The organism is Thalassospira sp. MCCC 1A01428, assembly GCF_002115825.1.
Taxonomy (GTDB): Bacteria; Pseudomonadota; Alphaproteobacteria; order Rhodospirillales; family Thalassospiraceae; genus Thalassospira.
The window spans coordinates 1-15,419 of sequence record NZ_JFJZ01000051.1 but is presented as its reverse complement, the minus strand read 5'-3'; the positions used below and the strand labels follow the sequence as shown (position 1 = coordinate 15,419).

Annotated in this window: 17 protein-coding genes; 15 read left to right on the top strand and 2 right to left on the bottom strand. The window is 51.8% G+C overall.

Annotated elements, in window-relative coordinates; genetic code table 11:
• The first annotated feature begins 79 nt into the window (after window positions 1–79).
• On the top strand, window positions 80–748 hold the full coding sequence (ribB, locus tag THS27_RS22845) for a 3,4-dihydroxy-2-butanone-4-phosphate synthase (RefSeq protein ID WP_085594823.1): 669 nt from the start codon (window positions 80–82) through the stop codon (window positions 746–748).
• A 112-nt stretch (window positions 749–860) separates the two neighbouring features.
• On the opposite strand, the gene xth is transcribed toward ribB, so the two are convergent.
• Window positions 861–1,640, bottom strand: coding sequence for an exodeoxyribonuclease III (gene xth, locus THS27_RS22840; RefSeq protein WP_085594822.1), 780 nt, complete (start codon window positions 1,638–1,640; stop codon window positions 861–863).
• A 96-nt stretch (window positions 1,641–1,736) separates the two neighbouring features.
• A complete protein-coding gene (gene erpA / locus THS27_RS22835) occupies window positions 1,737–2,078 on the bottom strand; it encodes an iron-sulfur cluster insertion protein ErpA (protein WP_085594821.1) in 342 nt (113 codons plus the stop codon).
• A gap of 244 nt (window positions 2,079–2,322) precedes the next feature.
• Between erpA and argS the strand changes: the two genes are divergently transcribed.
• The 14 genes from argS (at window position 2,323) to THS27_RS22765 (ending at window position 15,389) form a co-directional block, all read left to right on the top strand.
• Window positions 2,323–4,074, top strand: a complete 1,752-nt coding sequence (argS, locus tag THS27_RS22830) for an arginine--tRNA ligase (protein ID WP_085594847.1) — start codon at window positions 2,323–2,325, stop codon at window positions 4,072–4,074.
• A 2-nt stretch (window positions 4,075–4,076) separates the two neighbouring features.
• Entirely contained in the window at window positions 4,077–4,898 is an 822-nt protein-coding gene (locus THS27_RS22825; RefSeq protein ID WP_085594820.1) for an SPOR domain-containing protein, read from the top strand.
• Window positions 4,885–5,958: a beta-N-acetylhexosaminidase gene (gene nagZ, locus THS27_RS22820; RefSeq protein WP_246833075.1), complete on the top strand. Its 1,074-nt coding sequence runs from the start codon at window positions 4,885–4,887 to the stop codon at window positions 5,956–5,958. The genes THS27_RS22825 and nagZ overlap by 14 nt, the downstream gene beginning before the upstream one ends.
• Window positions 5,955–6,638, top strand: a complete 684-nt coding sequence (locus THS27_RS22815; RefSeq protein WP_085594818.1) for a site-2 protease family protein — start codon at window positions 5,955–5,957, stop codon at window positions 6,636–6,638. Before nagZ ends, THS27_RS22815 begins: the two co-directional genes overlap by 4 nt.
• Before the next feature lie 28 nt (window positions 6,639–6,666).
• Window positions 6,667–7,599: a ScpA family protein gene (locus tag THS27_RS22810; protein WP_085594816.1), complete on the top strand. Its 933-nt coding sequence runs from the start codon at window positions 6,667–6,669 to the stop codon at window positions 7,597–7,599.
• Window positions 7,583–8,338, top strand: a complete 756-nt coding sequence (gene scpB, locus THS27_RS22805) for an SMC-Scp complex subunit ScpB (protein WP_085594815.1) — start codon at window positions 7,583–7,585, stop codon at window positions 8,336–8,338. The genes THS27_RS22810 and scpB overlap by 17 nt, the downstream gene beginning before the upstream one ends.
• A 122-nt stretch (window positions 8,339–8,460) precedes the next feature.
• The gene (locus THS27_RS22800) at window positions 8,461–9,522 is read left to right on the top strand and encodes an ABC transporter ATP-binding protein (protein ID WP_246833074.1); all 1,062 of its coding nucleotides are present in this window, start codon (window positions 8,461–8,463) and stop codon (window positions 9,520–9,522) included.
• A gap of 115 nt (window positions 9,523–9,637) precedes the next feature.
• Window positions 9,638–9,865, top strand: a complete 228-nt coding sequence (locus tag THS27_RS22795; protein ID WP_085594811.1) for a twin-arginine translocase TatA/TatE family subunit — start codon at window positions 9,638–9,640, stop codon at window positions 9,863–9,865.
• Window positions 9,866–9,906: 41 nt separating this feature from the next.
• Window positions 9,907–10,380: a Sec-independent protein translocase protein TatB gene (gene tatB, locus THS27_RS22790; RefSeq protein WP_085594809.1), complete on the top strand. Its 474-nt coding sequence runs from the start codon at window positions 9,907–9,909 to the stop codon at window positions 10,378–10,380.
• Between the two features lie 8 nt (window positions 10,381–10,388).
• Window positions 10,389–11,384 (top strand): twin-arginine translocase subunit TatC, encoded by a 996-nt coding sequence (gene tatC / locus THS27_RS22785; RefSeq protein ID WP_085594845.1) that lies wholly within the window; start codon window positions 10,389–10,391, stop codon window positions 11,382–11,384.
• Between the two features lie 99 nt (window positions 11,385–11,483).
• On the top strand, window positions 11,484–12,761 hold the full coding sequence (serS, locus tag THS27_RS22780; protein WP_085594807.1) for a serine--tRNA ligase: 1,278 nt from the start codon (window positions 11,484–11,486) through the stop codon (window positions 12,759–12,761).
• An 8-nt stretch (window positions 12,762–12,769) separates the two neighbouring features.
• Window positions 12,770–13,537, top strand: coding sequence for a 5'/3'-nucleotidase SurE (gene surE, locus THS27_RS22775; RefSeq protein WP_085594806.1), 768 nt, complete (start codon window positions 12,770–12,772; stop codon window positions 13,535–13,537).
• A gap of 11 nt (window positions 13,538–13,548) precedes the next feature.
• Complete coding sequence (locus THS27_RS22770; RefSeq protein WP_210402988.1) at window positions 13,549–14,187, top strand: protein-L-isoaspartate(D-aspartate) O-methyltransferase; 639 nt, start codon at window positions 13,549–13,551, stop codon at window positions 14,185–14,187.
• A 71-nt stretch (window positions 14,188–14,258) separates the two neighbouring features.
• On the top strand, window positions 14,259–15,389 hold the full coding sequence (locus THS27_RS22765; protein ID WP_246833073.1) for a peptidoglycan DD-metalloendopeptidase family protein: 1,131 nt from the start codon (window positions 14,259–14,261) through the stop codon (window positions 15,387–15,389).
• Window positions 15,390–15,419: the final 30 nt, after the last annotated feature.

The following is a 15,419-nucleotide window of genomic DNA, read 5'->3' as shown; positions in this document are numbered from 1 at the left end:
AAAGAACGATGTGTATCATCGTTTCTTTGGCCTTTCTTGCGTGCCCTGATTCGTAAGCCGCCATTATTGGAGGACGGTTATGAATCAGAGTGATCATCAGGAACCTACATTGGCGCAATTTGGCGATCCAATGGTGCGTATGGAACGTGCCATTGCCGATTTGCAGGCGGGTAAAGGGGTTCTGGTTGTCGACGACGAAGATCGTGAAAACGAAGGCGATCTGATATTTTCAGCACAGCATTTGACCAATGAACAAATGGCGATGATGATTCGCGATTGTTCCGGCATTGTGTGCCTGTGCCTGACAGATGCCCATGCAACGGCACTGGAATTGCCGCCGATGGTGGCCAATAATACGTCCAGCATGGGAACCGGATTTACCGTTAGCATCGAAGCCAAAGCAGGTGTCACCACCGGCGTTTCGGCCGCAGACCGCACGACAACGGTTAAGGTTGCCACGGCAGACGGTGCCAAGGCATCAGACCTTGCCCGGCCTGGCCATGTGTTTCCGTTGCGCGCCCGGCCGGGCGGGGTGATGGAACGTCGCGGCCATACCGAGGCGACGGTAGATATGATGCGCCTGGCCGGGTTGAAACCGGCAGGGGTTTTGTGCGAAGTCACCAACCCCGATGGCAGCATGGCCCGCTTGCCCGAACTTGTCGACTATGCAACACGTCATGACATGGTTGTTATCAGCATCGATGATATCGTTGCCTATCGCCAGCAAATGCAAAAGGCTGCCGAATAGTCTTTTTGCTGTTCGATCGGTGCTAAAATCGTAAGGGACGGTCATATGGACCGTCCCTTTTTTGATGATTTACCGGATTAAAAAATAAATTTATCTATTTGATTTTAATTATTTATCCGTCAATCATGCACCATACCGGGGTATGGTCGGACGCCTTTTCCTTGCCGCGTGGGTCACGGTCAATGTCAGCAGCACTTAAACGGTCTGCGGCAGCAGGTGTTAGCAACAAATGGTCAATGCGCAGCCCGTTATCCTTGTTCCACGCCCCGGCACGATAATCCCACCAGCTATATTGATGGCCGCTGGCATTAAAGGTGCGAAAAGCATCGGTGTAGCCCATATTCATCATAGTGCGCAGGCGTTTGCGTTCCTGGGTCGAACACAAAACTTTTTCATGTAGTTTTTCCGGGTCATAGACATCGGCATCATCGGGCGCAATGTTATAGTCCCCACCCATGACGGCAGCTTCGCCGCTGGCAAAAATCGCGTCAAACCGTGTGATCAGGCGATCAAGAAAATTCAGCTTGTAAGCAAATTTTTCCGAACCCACCTCGGTACCCATCGGGACGTAGATTGATGCGACACGTACCGGGTTCTCACCAGAAATTACCGCTTCGATATACCGGGCCTGATCATCGTCGTCATTACCGGGTAGGCCGCGTTGAACATCCTCAATCGGAAATTTCGACAGGATCGCAACGCCGTTATAGGTTTTTTGCCCGTGAATGGCGATGTTATAGCCCAGATCCTCGATTTCCATGGCAGGAAAGCCGTCATCAATTGTTTTGGTTTCCTGTAACAAAACCACATCAGGTTGCGCCTGATCCAGCCATTCGAGGATGTTGGGAAGGCGCGCCTTGATAGAGTTGACATTCCAGGTGGCGATTTTCATGTGATCCTCGAATTTCGCTAAAGTATTGCCAAAAATAAAACGGGACCTGCGAATATCACAGGTCCCGAAAATATTTAACGCTTTCGTGCCGGGCGATCAAACCGAGAAACTTGATCCGCAGCCACAAGACGAAGATGCATTGGGATTATTGACCCGAAATGCTGCCCCGACCAGTTCGCGCACAAAATCAATTTCGGCACCGCCCAGTAAATCCAGCGATACGTCATCGACCACCATTTTGGCACCGAAGTTTTCAAAAACGTGGTCTTCGCTGCTGCTGTTGTCATCTAGCGAAAATTCATACTGAAAACCGCTGCAACCGCCACCGGAAACCTGCAAACGCAGCATCAGGTCATTATTGCCTTCGCTGTTGATCAGTTCCTGAATGCGGGTTGCCGCACTTTCTGTCATCTGTACTTGCCGGGATGCTTCCGCCATTTACATGCTCCTTGACGCTCAACCCAACGGATGGGATTCATAATCTGATGGTAACTTTATCACAATCAGACCTGTCTGTTTAACCTGTATTTAGCGCATCAATGCTAAATGTCAAAACCCCGGATTAACAAGGCTGCCATGCCGTGGGCATGCCTTGCTTGCGTTTTGTCGTGAAATGGCTCAAAACACCGGCAGACTGTTGGCCATTGGCCCTAATTCACAAATTACAAAAGTCTTTATTGCCATGAATGTTTTCAGCCAGTTGAAAAGCGATATCGAAGGTCAGATAGCGGTCCTTCAAACCGAAGGTGTCCTGTCGGGTGACCTGGATGTTTCGCGCGTTACCGTCGAACCGCCGCGCGACCCGTCACACGGCGATGCGGCCACCAATGCCGCCATGTTGTTTGCCAAGGGTGCAGGCATGAAACCGCGTGATCTGGCCGAAAAACTGGCCGATAAATTACGTGCTGTTCCCGGCATTTCGGCGGTTGAAATTGCGGGGCCCGGGTTCATTAATTTGCGCATGGCCAATGATTTCTGGCTGTCTCAAATTACCGAGGTCCTTAACGTTGGTACAGCCTATGGCGATAGCCCGATGGGGCAGGGTGAACGGGTGAATGTCGAATATGTTTCGGCCAACCCGACTGGCCCGATGCATGTGGGCCATTGCCGGGGAGCGGTTGTTGGTGATGTGCTGGCAAATTTGCTTTCAAAGGCAGGCTACGACGTTACCAAGGAATATTATGTAAACGATGCCGGAGCGCAGGTCGATGTGCTGGCGCGGTCGCTTCATTTGCGCTATCGCGAAGCCCTGGGGCAAGATATAGGCACCATTCCCGCCGGACTTTATCCGGGCGACTATCTGGTCGCACCTGGTAAAAAACTGGCGGCGCGCGATGGCGATAAATGGCTTGATCAGCCCGAAGAAACCTGGTTGCAGGAGTTTCGCGGTTTTGCCATTTCTGAAATGATGGGCCTGATCCGTGACGATCTGGCTCAGCTGGGCGTGGAACATGATGTTTTCACATCCGAAGCGGCCCTGGTTGCGGCTGGCAAGGTGCAGTCAGCATTTGATTTCCTTGAAAGCAAGGGTGACATTTATGTGGGCGTGCTTGAGCCGCCCAAAGGTAAAACACCTGATGACTGGGAACCGCGCCCGCAAACGCTGTTTCGCTCTACCGAATTTGGCGATGATGTTGACCGCCCGTTGAAAAAATCGGACGGTAGCTGGACTTATTTCGCATCCGACATTGCGTGCCATTTCGATAAATACGAACGTGGCTTTGCCAACATGATTGACATTTTCGGGGCTGACCATGGCGGCTATGTCAAACGCATGAAGGCCGCGACCAAGGCAATTACCGGTGGTAATGGCTCGCTTGACGTCAAACTTTGCCAGTTGGTGAATTTGTTTGATAATGGTGAACCGGTTAAAATGTCCAAGCGTTCAGGAACGTTTGTGACATTGAACGAAGTTGTCGAACAGGTCGGCAAGGACGTTGTGCGGTTTATTATGCTGACCCGAAAAAACGATGCGACGCTGGATTTTGATTTTGCCAAGGTGACTGAACAATCCAAAGATAACCCGGTGTTTTATGTACAATACGCACATGCGCGGATTAGCTCGGTGTTCCGTCAGGCGTCCGAAGCCTTTGGTAGTGTCGATTTTTCCGATGCGGCATTGGTGGGTTGTGATTTGTCGGTGCTTGATTCCGATGAAGAAATGCGTCTTGTGCGCCGTATTGCAGAGTGGCCGCGTATTATCGAGCAGGCTGCAACCGCGCATGAACCGCACCGGATTGCATTTTTCCTAAGCGAAGTCGCCGCTGATTTCCATTCCTTATGGAACCGGGGCCGCGACAATACCGAACTGCGCTTTATCAAAGCCGATGATCTGGCAACAACCCAGGCACGTCTGGCTATGATTCGGGCCGTTGCTCTGGTGATCGCATCTGGCCTGGCCGTTGTCGGGGTTAGTCCGCTCGAGGAGATGTAACAATGTCCGGGGATCATGGTCGCGACTTGTACGCGGAAACCCGCCGTCCTGCTTCGGGCACAGCCCGGAACGACGGCTGGAAAAAGGGTGCCGCGACCGTGATTTTCGGTGTCGCAATTATTGGCGGCAGTATCGGCCTTGGTGCCTGGTGGTTTTATGGTCACGGTCAGTTTGTGACCCAGGAAGGCGATTTGCCGGTTCTCGCACCTGAAGATGGCCCGGTTAAAGTGCGGCCCGATAGCCCCGGCGGGATGGAAGTCCCGCACCGTGATACCACCATTTATCAGGAACTTGACGAAAGTGGTGGTGATGTTGCGGTTGTTATCGACGCCATTCCCGATATGCCCAAGGCACCCGATGCCTCTGAATTGGGCCCGCCGCCTGATGCACGTAAACTGGTTGGCAATGAAATTGCCATTGATACCGGCAAGGACATAACCGCGCCAGAAGTCGAGGCACCTTCGTCAGAAGGTTTGCAGGATAAAGATACGGTTGAAACGCCACCCAAACTGGCGGAAAATTCAGCAACGGCTGCAACAGCCCCGCAACAAGCGGCATCTGAAAGTTCAACCGACGGGGAATTTCGCATTCAATTGGCATCTTTGCGCGACGATGCGCAAGCAAGTGTAGCCTGGAAAAAAATATCGTCTGAAAACAAAGATCTTGTTGGAAAACTTAAGATGTTTGTTCAGCGTGTTGATCTGGGTGACAAAGGTGTTTTTTATCGTTTGCAGGCCGGCCCGCTTGATGGGCGTGCTGCTGCTGACAAAATCTGTTCCGAATTGAAACAACGCAATGTGGGGTGCCTCAGTGTCCGGCCTTGAGTTCAAACGACCCAAAGCCTGTATCCTTGGGCTTGAAGGAACGTCATTAAGTAATTGGGAAAAAGGATTTTTTCGCGAGGCTGATCCTTATGGATACATCCTTTTTGCACGTAATGTCGATGATCCGGATCAGCTTAAACGCCTGACCGATGATTTGCGTGACCTTAATGGACGCAGCAATCTTCCTATTCTGGTTGACCAGGAAGGCGGGCGGGTAATGCGGTTAAAACCGCCGCACTGGCGTAAAATACCAGCCGCCGGCGTATTCGGGCAACTCTACGAGCAAGCACCGGAAGATGCCCGTGAGGCGGCTTATTTGAATGCGCGGTTGCTGGCTGCCGATCTGATTGATGCCGGTATTTCAATTGTGTGCGCCCCCGTGCTTGATTTGTATTTTCCAGGCATGAGCGACGTTGTTGGTGATCGCTCTTATGGCAGTGAAGTTGTCAATGTAGTGGCCCTTGCCAGCGCTGTTTCTGCCGGGTTCATGGATGGCGGGATTGTGCCGGTGGTTAAACACATTCCCGGTCATGGAAGGGCATCTGTTGATAGCCACAAGGATTTGCCGGTGGTCACTGCGTCGCGCAGCAGCTTGTCGGTTAATGATTTTGAACCGTTTCGCCAGATGAAGGATGTTCTTGCTGCAATGTCGGCGCATATCCTGTTTACAGCGATTGACGACCAGCGGCCTGGTACGGTGTCACCGAAAGTGATTGAGGAAATCATCCGTGGTGATATCGGGTTTGAAAATCTATTGATCAGCGATGATCTGTCGATGGAAGCACTTGGTGGTTCCATTGCCAGCCGAACCCATGAATGCCTGGCAGCGGGATGTGATATTGCCCTGCATTGCAATGGCAAACGGACCGAACTGGAACAGGTTGTGTCGATGTCGCCCAAACTGGACGGCCCGGCACTGGAACGTGCCCTTGCCGTGACCAGTAAAATAACATCCCTGCAGGGTACTGTCCCAGCAAGGCCCGTTCTGGCGGACTGGAATTCGCGGCTGGCGCAATTGCTCGCACCTGTCTGGCCTGCGGCACAAGGAGAAGGTGCTTGAACCACATTATCGACGTGATTATTTCGGCAACCACCTGGGTTTTGCCGGTGCTTTTTGCTGTGACATTGCACGAGGCGGCGCATGGCTTTGCCGCGAAAGCCTTTGGCGATGATACCGCGCAGCGGGCAGGGCGGTTAAGCCTGAACCCGATTCGGCATATTGACCCGGTTGGCACCATTGTTATTCCGGGGTTGTTATTGTTAACCGGTGCGCCTTTTCTGTTTGGTTATGCCAAACCGGTGCCGGTGGCTTTTTACCGGTTAAGCCCGCAACGATTGGGGATTATTGGCGTTGCTGTCGCCGGACCGGCAGTTAATATTGTTTTGGCAATTTTATCGATAATGCTGCTGGTATGGTTACCGTCATTTTCTCCGTCGGTTAATGACTGGCTTGGTAAAACCCTGAATAATTCCATTGCTTTGAACTGTGTGCTGGCCGTTTTTAACATGTTACCGATTCCGCCGCTTGATGGCGGGCGGGTCTTAACCGCCATTTCCCCGGCACCGATGGCCCGTGTTTTGATGCGGATGGAAAAAGCCGGTATGGTCCTGTTGCTTGCGCTGGTATTTCTGTTGCCCTATGTCACTGCGCAATTGGGCATTAACCTGCCGATTTTTCAGTGGCTTGTTGTTGAACCGGCAATGTGGCTTATCAATTTTCTGGCCAGCTTTTTTTACTGATTGTTCTTTGCCATTATACGAGATCTGAATGGCCGAAACCGTTTCACCAGATGTTTCCATCAGTGACGAAGCCTTCGACGTAGCACCGGTCGACGGCGTAAGTCTGGCTGACCGGCTGGTTTTGGATCTGGACGGTTTTGAAGGCCCGATTGACGTTTTGCTGGAACTGGCGCGAGATCAAAAGGTCGATATCATAAAGATATCGATCCTTGATCTGGCGGAACAGTTCCTGGATTTTATCAATCGTGCGCAGGAAATGCGTCTGGAACTGGCAGCGGACTATCTGGTGATGGCAGCGTGGCTGGCTTATTTAAAGTCGCGGCTGTTATTGCCCAAACAGGAAGATGACGGCGAAGAGCTTAGCGCTGAAGAAATGGCTGAATTGCTGGCATTTCAACTGCGCAGACTGGAAGCCATGAAAGCCGCCGGTGCCAAACTGATCGACGGGCCCAACCTGGGGCGCGATTTTTTTGCCCGCGGCGCGCCGGAAGAAATGCGTGTAACAACTTCGTCAGTTTATGATGCTTCGCTTTATGATTTGCTGAAATCATATGCGCAAATTATGCTTACGGCCGAGGCCAAAACCCTTGAGATTGAAGCATTCGATTTATATGCGATGGACGATGCCATTCGCCGGTTACGCGACCTGTTTGGTCGTCGTATTGTGCCGCAATGGACATTGTTAATGCAGTTCATGCCACGCGGGCTGGGTACACCGTTGAAAGCCCGATCTGCACTGGCTGCCCATTTTGTTGCCAGCCTTGAAATGTGCCGTGACGGTGAACTGGAAATTTCACAAGAACAGATATTTGGTCCAATCATGTTGCGGTCCCCGCAAAAGCCGCGCACCGAACATGCCGTTTCCTTTGACGATGACTGGGATACCGTTAAATCCGATGCTGCGACAACGGCAGATGATGATTTACCAAATGACGGGGGCACCGATGACCGAGCAGAATAACCAGCTTGAAATGGCCGAAATGGTGCAAAAACCAGCGATTGATCTGCAACATCTTCGGATTATTGAGGCTGTCTTGTTTGCGTCAAGTGAACCTTTAAGTGAAAAGTTGCTGGCCGCGCGTTTGCCATCGGATGCCAAAATTGCAGATGTTCTGGCCGAGTTGCAGGCAACATATGCCGAACGGGGCGTGAACCTGGTTCATATTGGTGAAAAATGGGCGTTTCGCACCGCAATTGACCTTGCCGGGGATTTGCATGTCGAGGTCGAAAAATCCAAAAAAATGACCCGCGCAACGTTGGAAACATTGGCAATTATCGCCTATCACGAGCCGGTGACACGTTCCGAAATCGAAGAAATTCGGGGTGTGGCCTTGTCAAAAGGTACGCTCGATATCTTGCTGGAATCCCGATGGATCCGCCCACGGGGGCGTAAACGCGTACCGGGACGGCCGATTTTGTGGGCAACGACCGATGAATTTCTCGATCATTTCGGGCTACAAAATCGCGACGATCTGCCGGGCCTGTCCGACCTGAAAGCTGCCGGGTTGCTCGATAGTCGCCCGGGCATGGGGCGGTATGGAGCGAATTCAAACGATGACAGTTTGTTGCCAGAACCTGAAGATGATCCGTCCAGTGCCGACTCTGCTGTTGAAGAAACACTCACCAGTCGAAATCTGGCGGAGCTTGATGCGGAAATATATGCCGAAAGCCTTCCCGGTGATGATCTGAAATCTGATTGATCACGATTAAATCATTCAACAGGCAAACTGTTGCATGTGATGGGCAGGGGCTTTACACCAATGCAGGATATTGCTTTTCATTCGCAATGCTTGCGAGGTAATAACCTTTTTCGGTCGATTTAATGAATAAAGAGTACGCCATGCCGGTTGGCCTTAGCCTGAAAAATGTCAGCCATGAATTTGGCACGACCCGCGTTCTGCGTGACGTAAATGTTGATGTCGCCCCTGGGGAACTGGTGTGTTTGCTGGGGCCATCGGGCTGTGGCAAGACAACGGCCCTTCGCATTGCTGCCGGGCTGGAGCGCCTGCAAACCGGTTCCGTGCTGATTCATGATGAAATCGTGGCGTCGGCCGGGCAATATCTGGAGCCGGAAAAACGTGGCGTAGGGCTGGTTTTTCAGGATTACGCCCTGTTTCCGCATCTTGATGTCGCGGGCAATATCGGGTTCGGTTTACGCCATATTACAGGTGCGCAACGACGGGCAGCCGTGGTGAACGCGCTGGAGCGTGTGGGCATGGTTGATTATATCGATGCCTTTCCCCATCAATTATCAGGGGGGCAGCAACAGCGTATCGCATTGGCGCGCGCACTTGCACCAGTGCCGCGCGTGATGCTGCTTGATGAGCCATTTTCCGGGCTGGACGTGGCGCGCCGGGCGGAACTGCGTGACACCACCCTGCATGTCTTGAAAAACGCCGGTATTGCAACCGTGATGGTTACGCATGACCCCGAAGAAGCCATGTATATGGCTGATCGCATCATCGTGATGAATGAAGGGCAGGTGATGCAGGATGGCACCCCCGAAGAACTTTATTTTCACCCGGCAAATCATTTTGTCGCGTCATTTTTTGGCGAAGTAAACCTGTTTCCCTCGCGTGTTGAAAACAGTGTGGCGTCAACCCCGCTGGGAAATGTCGAAGTTACCGGAATTGCCGGTGGCACGGATGTTGATGTGTTGGTGCGCCCTGAAGGTTTACGTATCGGCCAAGCAGGCCGGGCAGGCGATGTGTTGGCCAATATTGACGCGGTCAGGTCGCTTGGCGGTGTTAGCCTGATGCATCTTTCGGTTCATAACGGACCGCATATTCATGCCCGTGTTCCGCGTCGTCAGGTGATGGACAAGGGCGGCGTTGTATCTATTACGCTTGATCCGGAGATGACGTTCGTGTTTCCTAGGGAATAGAAAGGATGGCAGAAGTGTGCGAAACAGCAAACACCGCGTTGCACCGCATGGGGCTTTCTGCCATTATCCCTTGCCCTGTTCAAAGGGCGAGTACCGTTTTGGGAGTAGAAAAGTTATGAGTATCGGCGTCTGGCAAATTGTACTTATCCTGGCCATCGTTTTGATTATTTTTGGTGCTGGCAAATTGCCACGCGTCATGGGTGACATGGGTAAAGGTATTCGTAGCTTCAAGGCTGGCATCAACGAAAAAGATGATGAAGAATCCGGCAATGCTTCGATTGGCAATAACACCTCGGCTTCGGTTTCTGCCGAAAGCAAAGACAAGGATTCGGTTAAGTCCTGACCCCGTCTGTCTGACTGGCTTGGCTCTGATAGGCGCTATTCATGTTTGATATCGGTTGGACCGAAATGGCACTTGTGGCCGTCGTCGCGCTTTTTGTCGTCGGCCCCAAGGATTTGCCTCATGTTCTGTATAAAATGGCACATTACTGGAAAAAAGTGCGCGGCATGGCGCGCGAATTCCAGGGCGGTATTGATAGTTTGATCCGCGAGGCCGAGCTTGACGAATTGCGCAAGCAGGCCAGTAGTGCCAATACCAGCGCGACTGACTTTCTGGAAAAGCAGATTGGCGGCGGGGAGACCAAAGCGTCAAAACCTGCGCCAAAAAAAGCCGACTCTCCCTCTGTGCCAGCGGATTCAACTGTTTCCGCGGCACCTTCTGATACAGCAAAGGTGGATGACTCGAAAAATTCATCTTCCGAACCTGCCGCAGAACCTGCACGTCAACCGGTGACAGAACCGGCGGATGTAAAGAATCAACCTCAACCGGCAACCGCCCGGACCCAGCCGGAGAAATAGGCGTGAACATGCAGCTTCAAGACCAGCAGATGCCAATCATGGAGCATCTGATAGAGTTGCGAAATCGCCTTACATGGTCGGTACTCGCACTTATCGTGACTTTTGGCGTCTGTTATTACTTTGTCGAGGACATCTACGCTTTTCTTGTGCGTCCTTTGGCGGCTGCTATGGGGCCGGGTAGTGATCGGCGTATGATTTATACTGCCTTGACCGAGGTGTTTTTTACCTACGTCAAGGTATCGTTCTTTGCTGCCATGTTTGTTTCAACGCCAGTGGTTCTGGGGCAGATATGGGCCTTTGTCGCACCGGGCCTTTATAAAAACGAACGTCGGGCATTTTATCCGTTTCTGTTTGCGACCCCCGTCCTGTTTTTATTGGGGGGGGCGATGGTTTATTATTTTATCATGCCGCTGGCATGGAAATTCTTTCTCAGCTTTGAAACAGCAGGCAGCCAGACCGGTCTTGCCATTCAGCTTGAAGCCAAAGTCGGTGAATATCTGTCGCTGGTGATGAAGCTGATTTTTGCCTTTGGTCTTAGCTTTCAGTTGCCTGTATTGCTAACGTTGATGGCCCGTGCCGGGCTGGTAACAGCTGCGGGGCTTGCCAAAAAGCGCAAATATGCCGTTGTCGTGACGTTTGTCTTTGCCGCCATCATGACGCCGCCTGATCTGATTTCCCAAATCGGGCTGGCGGTGCCTATTATGCTGCTTTATGAAATTTCAATTGTCATGGCCCGTATGAGCGAACGTAAACGTGCCGCAAGCCAGTCCGAAGATGACGAAGATGATTATAGCAATAGCGCTCAGTCCGACGATGATTTGAATGCACAATCTGCTGCGGCAGCAAGTGCCGGAAATTCAGAAACATCCGGTTTCGAAAAAACGGCGAAAGATAACGGCGCCTCATCTGATGAAAATACGGATGAAACAAAGCAGTCCTCGTCATCTCAATCTGGCCCGAAGGCGGGCGATGATGATGAAGATGATTTTAACAATGCCCGTTAATTAAACTTCGCAGTTACAAGACGTTTGGGCGGGGTGGACCAATGGTTCGCCCCGTCGTATAACCAGCCCCTAAAAATCAGACAAACAAGGTGCGGTTTTATGCACGATATAAAATGGATTCGTGACAACCCCGATGCATTTGACGCAGCAATGAGCATGCGCAATGCCGAAATTACAGCGGCCCGATTAATCGAAATCGACGCCGAACGCCGCCGCCTGATGACCGAGCATCAGGAATTGCTGGCGCGTAGAAAGTCAATTTCCGGGGATATTGGCAAAGCCAAGAAATCTGGTGAAAATGCCGACGAGCTGATGGCTGAAATGGGTGGTTTAAAAGACCGCATCAAAGCTGCCGAAGATGGCCAGGCATCGTTAAACGAACAGCTTGATCTGTTGCTAACCTCGTTTCCAAACATTCTTGATGCTGCCGTTCCCAAGGGCGCGGATGAAGACGACAATGTTGAAATTCGTCGCTGGGGCACACCGGCCACGTTTGATTTTGACGTTAGCGAACATTTCGATCTGGGGGAAAAGCTGGGCATGATGGATTTTGCCACAGCGGCAAAACTGTCAGGATCGCGGTTTGTTATTTTGCGCGGCCAGTTGGCGCGTCTGGAACGGGCACTGGCCCAGTTCATGATTGACCTGCATGTCAACGAGCATGGCTATGAAGAAACCACGACGCCGATGCTGGTTAAAGACGATGCCATGTTTGGCACAGGTCAATTGCCAAAATTTGCCGAGGATTCGTTTAAAACCACCAATGACATGTGGCTGATCCCGACATCGGAAGTCACCCTGACCAATCAGGTGGCTGGTGATATTCTTGATGTTGCACAATTGCCGTTGCGGTACACCGCCTTAACGCAGTGTTTCCGGTCCGAAGCCGGGTCTGCCGGACGTGATACCCGCGGCATGATCCGTCAGCATCAGTTTTCCAAGGTGGAAATGGTTTCAATTGTCGACCCGGATCAATCCGATGCCGAACTGGAACGTAAAACCGGCTGTGCTGAAGAAGTTTTGCAAAAGCTGGAACTGCCGTATCGGACAATGTTGTTATGTTCGGGGGATACCGGTTTCTCGGCCATGAAAACCTATGACATCGAAGTCTGGTTGCCGGGGCAGGGACGGTATCGTGAGATTTCTTCTTGCTCGAATACTGGTGAATTTCAGGCACGGCGCATGAACGCCCGTTGCCGGACACAGGGTGACAAGAAAACCCGCTTTGTTCATACCCTTAACGGGTCAGGGCTGGCAGTTGGTCGCTGTTTGATCGCCGTAATGGAAAATTATCAGCAAGCCGATGGTTCCATTCGGGTTCCTGATGTGTTGGTGCCCTATATGGGTGGACTGACCAAAATTGCCGTTGCGAGCTAGGGAAATTAATGATCGATCTGCAAAACGCCCGCATCCTTATTTGTAATGATGACGGTATTGATGCGCCAGGCATCAAACTACTGGAAAAACTGGCGCGTCAGTTTTCGGATGATGTCTGGGTGGTTGCACCATCGATAGAACAAAGCGGCGCGGGGCATTCGTTAACCCTGCGTCGTCCCTTGCGTATTCACAAGCGCGACGACCGTCATTTTGCTGTCGATGGAACACCAACTGACTGTATTTTGCTGGCTTTGCAGATCATCATGCGTGAAACGCCACCTGATATTGTTTTTTCCGGCATTAATCGCGGGGGTAATCTGGGCGAAGATGTTACCTATTCGGGGACGGTTGCAGCCGCAATGGAAGCAGCCTTGCTAAATGTTCCTGCAATTGCATTTTCACAGTATTTTTCCCAAAAGCTGATTAGCTGGGACATTGCCCGGGCACACCTTACTCAGGTGGCGCGTTCACTTGTTGCTGCAAAATGGCCCAGTAACGTTTTGATTAACGTGAATTTTCCCGAATTCGAACGCGAAGGGGGCGCACAAGTTTGCGTAACCCGACAGGGGCAACGTAAAATTGGTGATCACGTTGCTGAACGCCTTGATCCGCGCGGAGAGCCCTATTACTGGATTGGGGCGATCCGGTCTGAATTGCCCGAAGATGAAAACGCCGATTTACATGTGATCGAAAAGGGCGATATTTCTATAACGCCAATCGGCCTTGATTTTACCGATAACAAGACCCACGAAAAACTGACAAAGGCATTTCAGTGAGTACGCCTGCCATTGCCCGTGCCCCGGAAATTGATGCCCTGCTGGCGATCCTGCGCCATGACGGTATTCATGATGATGCGGTTCTAGCTGCACTTGCCGCGATCCCGCGTGAAATGTTTGTTGCCGAACCATTTGTTCGTCGCGCCTGGGAAAATGTCGCCCTGCCAATCAGCAAGGGGCAAACCATTTCGCAGCCCTATATCGTTGCCTTAATGACGCAGGCCTTGCAACTTAATGACCGCATGAAGGTTCTTGAGGTTGGTACCGGGTCCGGGTATCAGGCGGCAATTCTGGCGCAGCTGGCCCGGCGGGTATATACACTGGAGCGCCAAAAACCATTGTTGCGCGAGGCCGAAGACAGGTTTCGCCGTTTGGGGCTGCATACCATTTCCACCCTGCATGCCGATGGTGGCCTGGGCTGGAAGGCGCAGGCACCGTTTGACCGCATTATCGTTACGGCATCGGCGCAGGATGTTCCCCCGGTTCTGGTCGATCAGCTTGCCATTGGCGGTATAATGGTTGTGCCTGTTGGCGAGGTTTCCCATACTCAAATTCTGTTACGGGTAATGCGCACACCGACCGGAATTGATGTAACCGAATTGATGCCGGTACGGTTTGTTCCCATGCTGGCAGGCACGGAAGAATTTTAACGTCCTTCATTTTTCTGAAAAATGCCGTCTCCTTACCGATTATTAACCGGTAGTGATGGAAAATCTGCGGCATGATGAAAAATTATGCCAAACACGTCGTTCACAATGTTCGGACGTTGCTGTTTGTCTGCGGGACAGCAGCGACGCTTGGCGGCTGTTTGCTTAATTCCAGGCCAGTTCCGGTTGTGTATGACGAGGGAACGAATTATTCGCTTTCCGCGATGCCAAAACTGGGCAATGGCGAACGTGTCATAACGGTAAAAAGTGGTGATAGTGTATCGCTGCTTGCTGAACGTTATCATGCCGATTTTCAGAAATTCGCCAGCAGAAATAACCTGAGGTCACCTTACGTCATTTACCCCGGCCAGCGTCTTGTTTTGCCGCCGTGGCAAGCTGATTATAACAGCAGCCCGCCTGGGACTGCTGTCGCATCATCATCGCGCAAAACTGTAACAACCAAACAGGTTGTTGTTGCGCGACGCAGTCAGTCTGCAGAAATAAGTGCGTCTCCGCTGGAGGCCCCAGCTGATATTTCATCAACGTCAACATCTTCGTCTGATTTAAGCCGGGTGACGGATATAACCAGTGCCAGAGCCGATTATGCGACTGGCGCAAATATTCCGGTGCCGGGAATGAAGCCACAGGATGTTGCCGCACAAGCCGAACGCCAGTTGGCTTCGGGGAAAAGCTGGCATGCGGAACCGGCAACATCTGTTACCCGTAATCCTTCGCCCTCGGCTTCCACGTCGTCATCGGTAAAACCGACAACAGTTTCCAAGACCCGTGTTGATGATATTGACCCCGCCAACCGCCAGGGTTTTATCTGGCCGGTGCAAGGCAAGGTGGTTTTGGGATATGGCGCCGGGCCAGGCGGGTTGTTTAACGATGGTATTAATATTGCGGCCGAACGGGGCACCGCCATTCTTGCGACTGATAATGGTGTTGTAACCTATGTTGGCAATGAATTGCGCGGGTTTGGCAACCTGATCCTGATCAAACATGCTGATGGATATGTGTCGGCATATGCCCATACCGAAAACCCGTTGGTGGCCCGCGGCGATATTGTGACGCGGGGCCAGCGGATTTCATCGGTCGGCGCAACCGGGGCGGTTAATCGGCCACAACTGCATTTTGAGATTCGCAAAGGGCGCAAGTCACGCGACCCGGTCAAATATTTGCCCCAGGCAGTCGCATCGCGATAAATATGAAAAACGGCCTGATAAAATTTCAGG

Coding starts and splice junctions, on each gene's coding strand:
- xth (WP_085594822.1), bottom strand. CDS start 1,640: ATGAAAATCGCCACCTGGAATGTCAACTCTATCAAGGCGCGCCTTCCC.
- serS (WP_085594807.1), top strand. CDS start 11,484: ATGCACGATATAAAATGGATTCGTGACAACCCCGATGCATTTGACGCA.
- THS27_RS22825 (WP_085594820.1), top strand. CDS start 4,077: ATGTCCGGGGATCATGGTCGCGACTTGTACGCGGAAACCCGCCGTCCT.
- THS27_RS22795 (WP_085594811.1), top strand. CDS start 9,638: ATGAGTATCGGCGTCTGGCAAATTGTACTTATCCTGGCCATCGTTTTG.
- ribB (WP_085594823.1), top strand. CDS start 80: ATGAATCAGAGTGATCATCAGGAACCTACATTGGCGCAATTTGGCGAT.
- THS27_RS22800 (WP_246833074.1), top strand. CDS start 8,461: ATGAATAAAGAGTACGCCATGCCGGTTGGCCTTAGCCTGAAAAATGTC.
- argS (WP_085594847.1), top strand. CDS start 2,323: ATGAATGTTTTCAGCCAGTTGAAAAGCGATATCGAAGGTCAGATAGCG.
- erpA (WP_085594821.1), bottom strand. CDS start 2,078: ATGGCGGAAGCATCCCGGCAAGTACAGATGACAGAAAGTGCGGCAACC.
- THS27_RS22810 (WP_085594816.1), top strand. CDS start 6,667: ATGGCCGAAACCGTTTCACCAGATGTTTCCATCAGTGACGAAGCCTTC.
- scpB (WP_085594815.1), top strand. CDS start 7,583: ATGACCGAGCAGAATAACCAGCTTGAAATGGCCGAAATGGTGCAAAAA.
- THS27_RS22765 (WP_246833073.1), top strand. CDS start 14,259: ATGATGAAAAATTATGCCAAACACGTCGTTCACAATGTTCGGACGTTG.
- tatB (WP_085594809.1), top strand. CDS start 9,907: ATGTTTGATATCGGTTGGACCGAAATGGCACTTGTGGCCGTCGTCGCG.
- surE (WP_085594806.1), top strand. CDS start 12,770: ATGATCGATCTGCAAAACGCCCGCATCCTTATTTGTAATGATGACGGT.
- tatC (WP_085594845.1), top strand. CDS start 10,389: ATGCAGCTTCAAGACCAGCAGATGCCAATCATGGAGCATCTGATAGAG.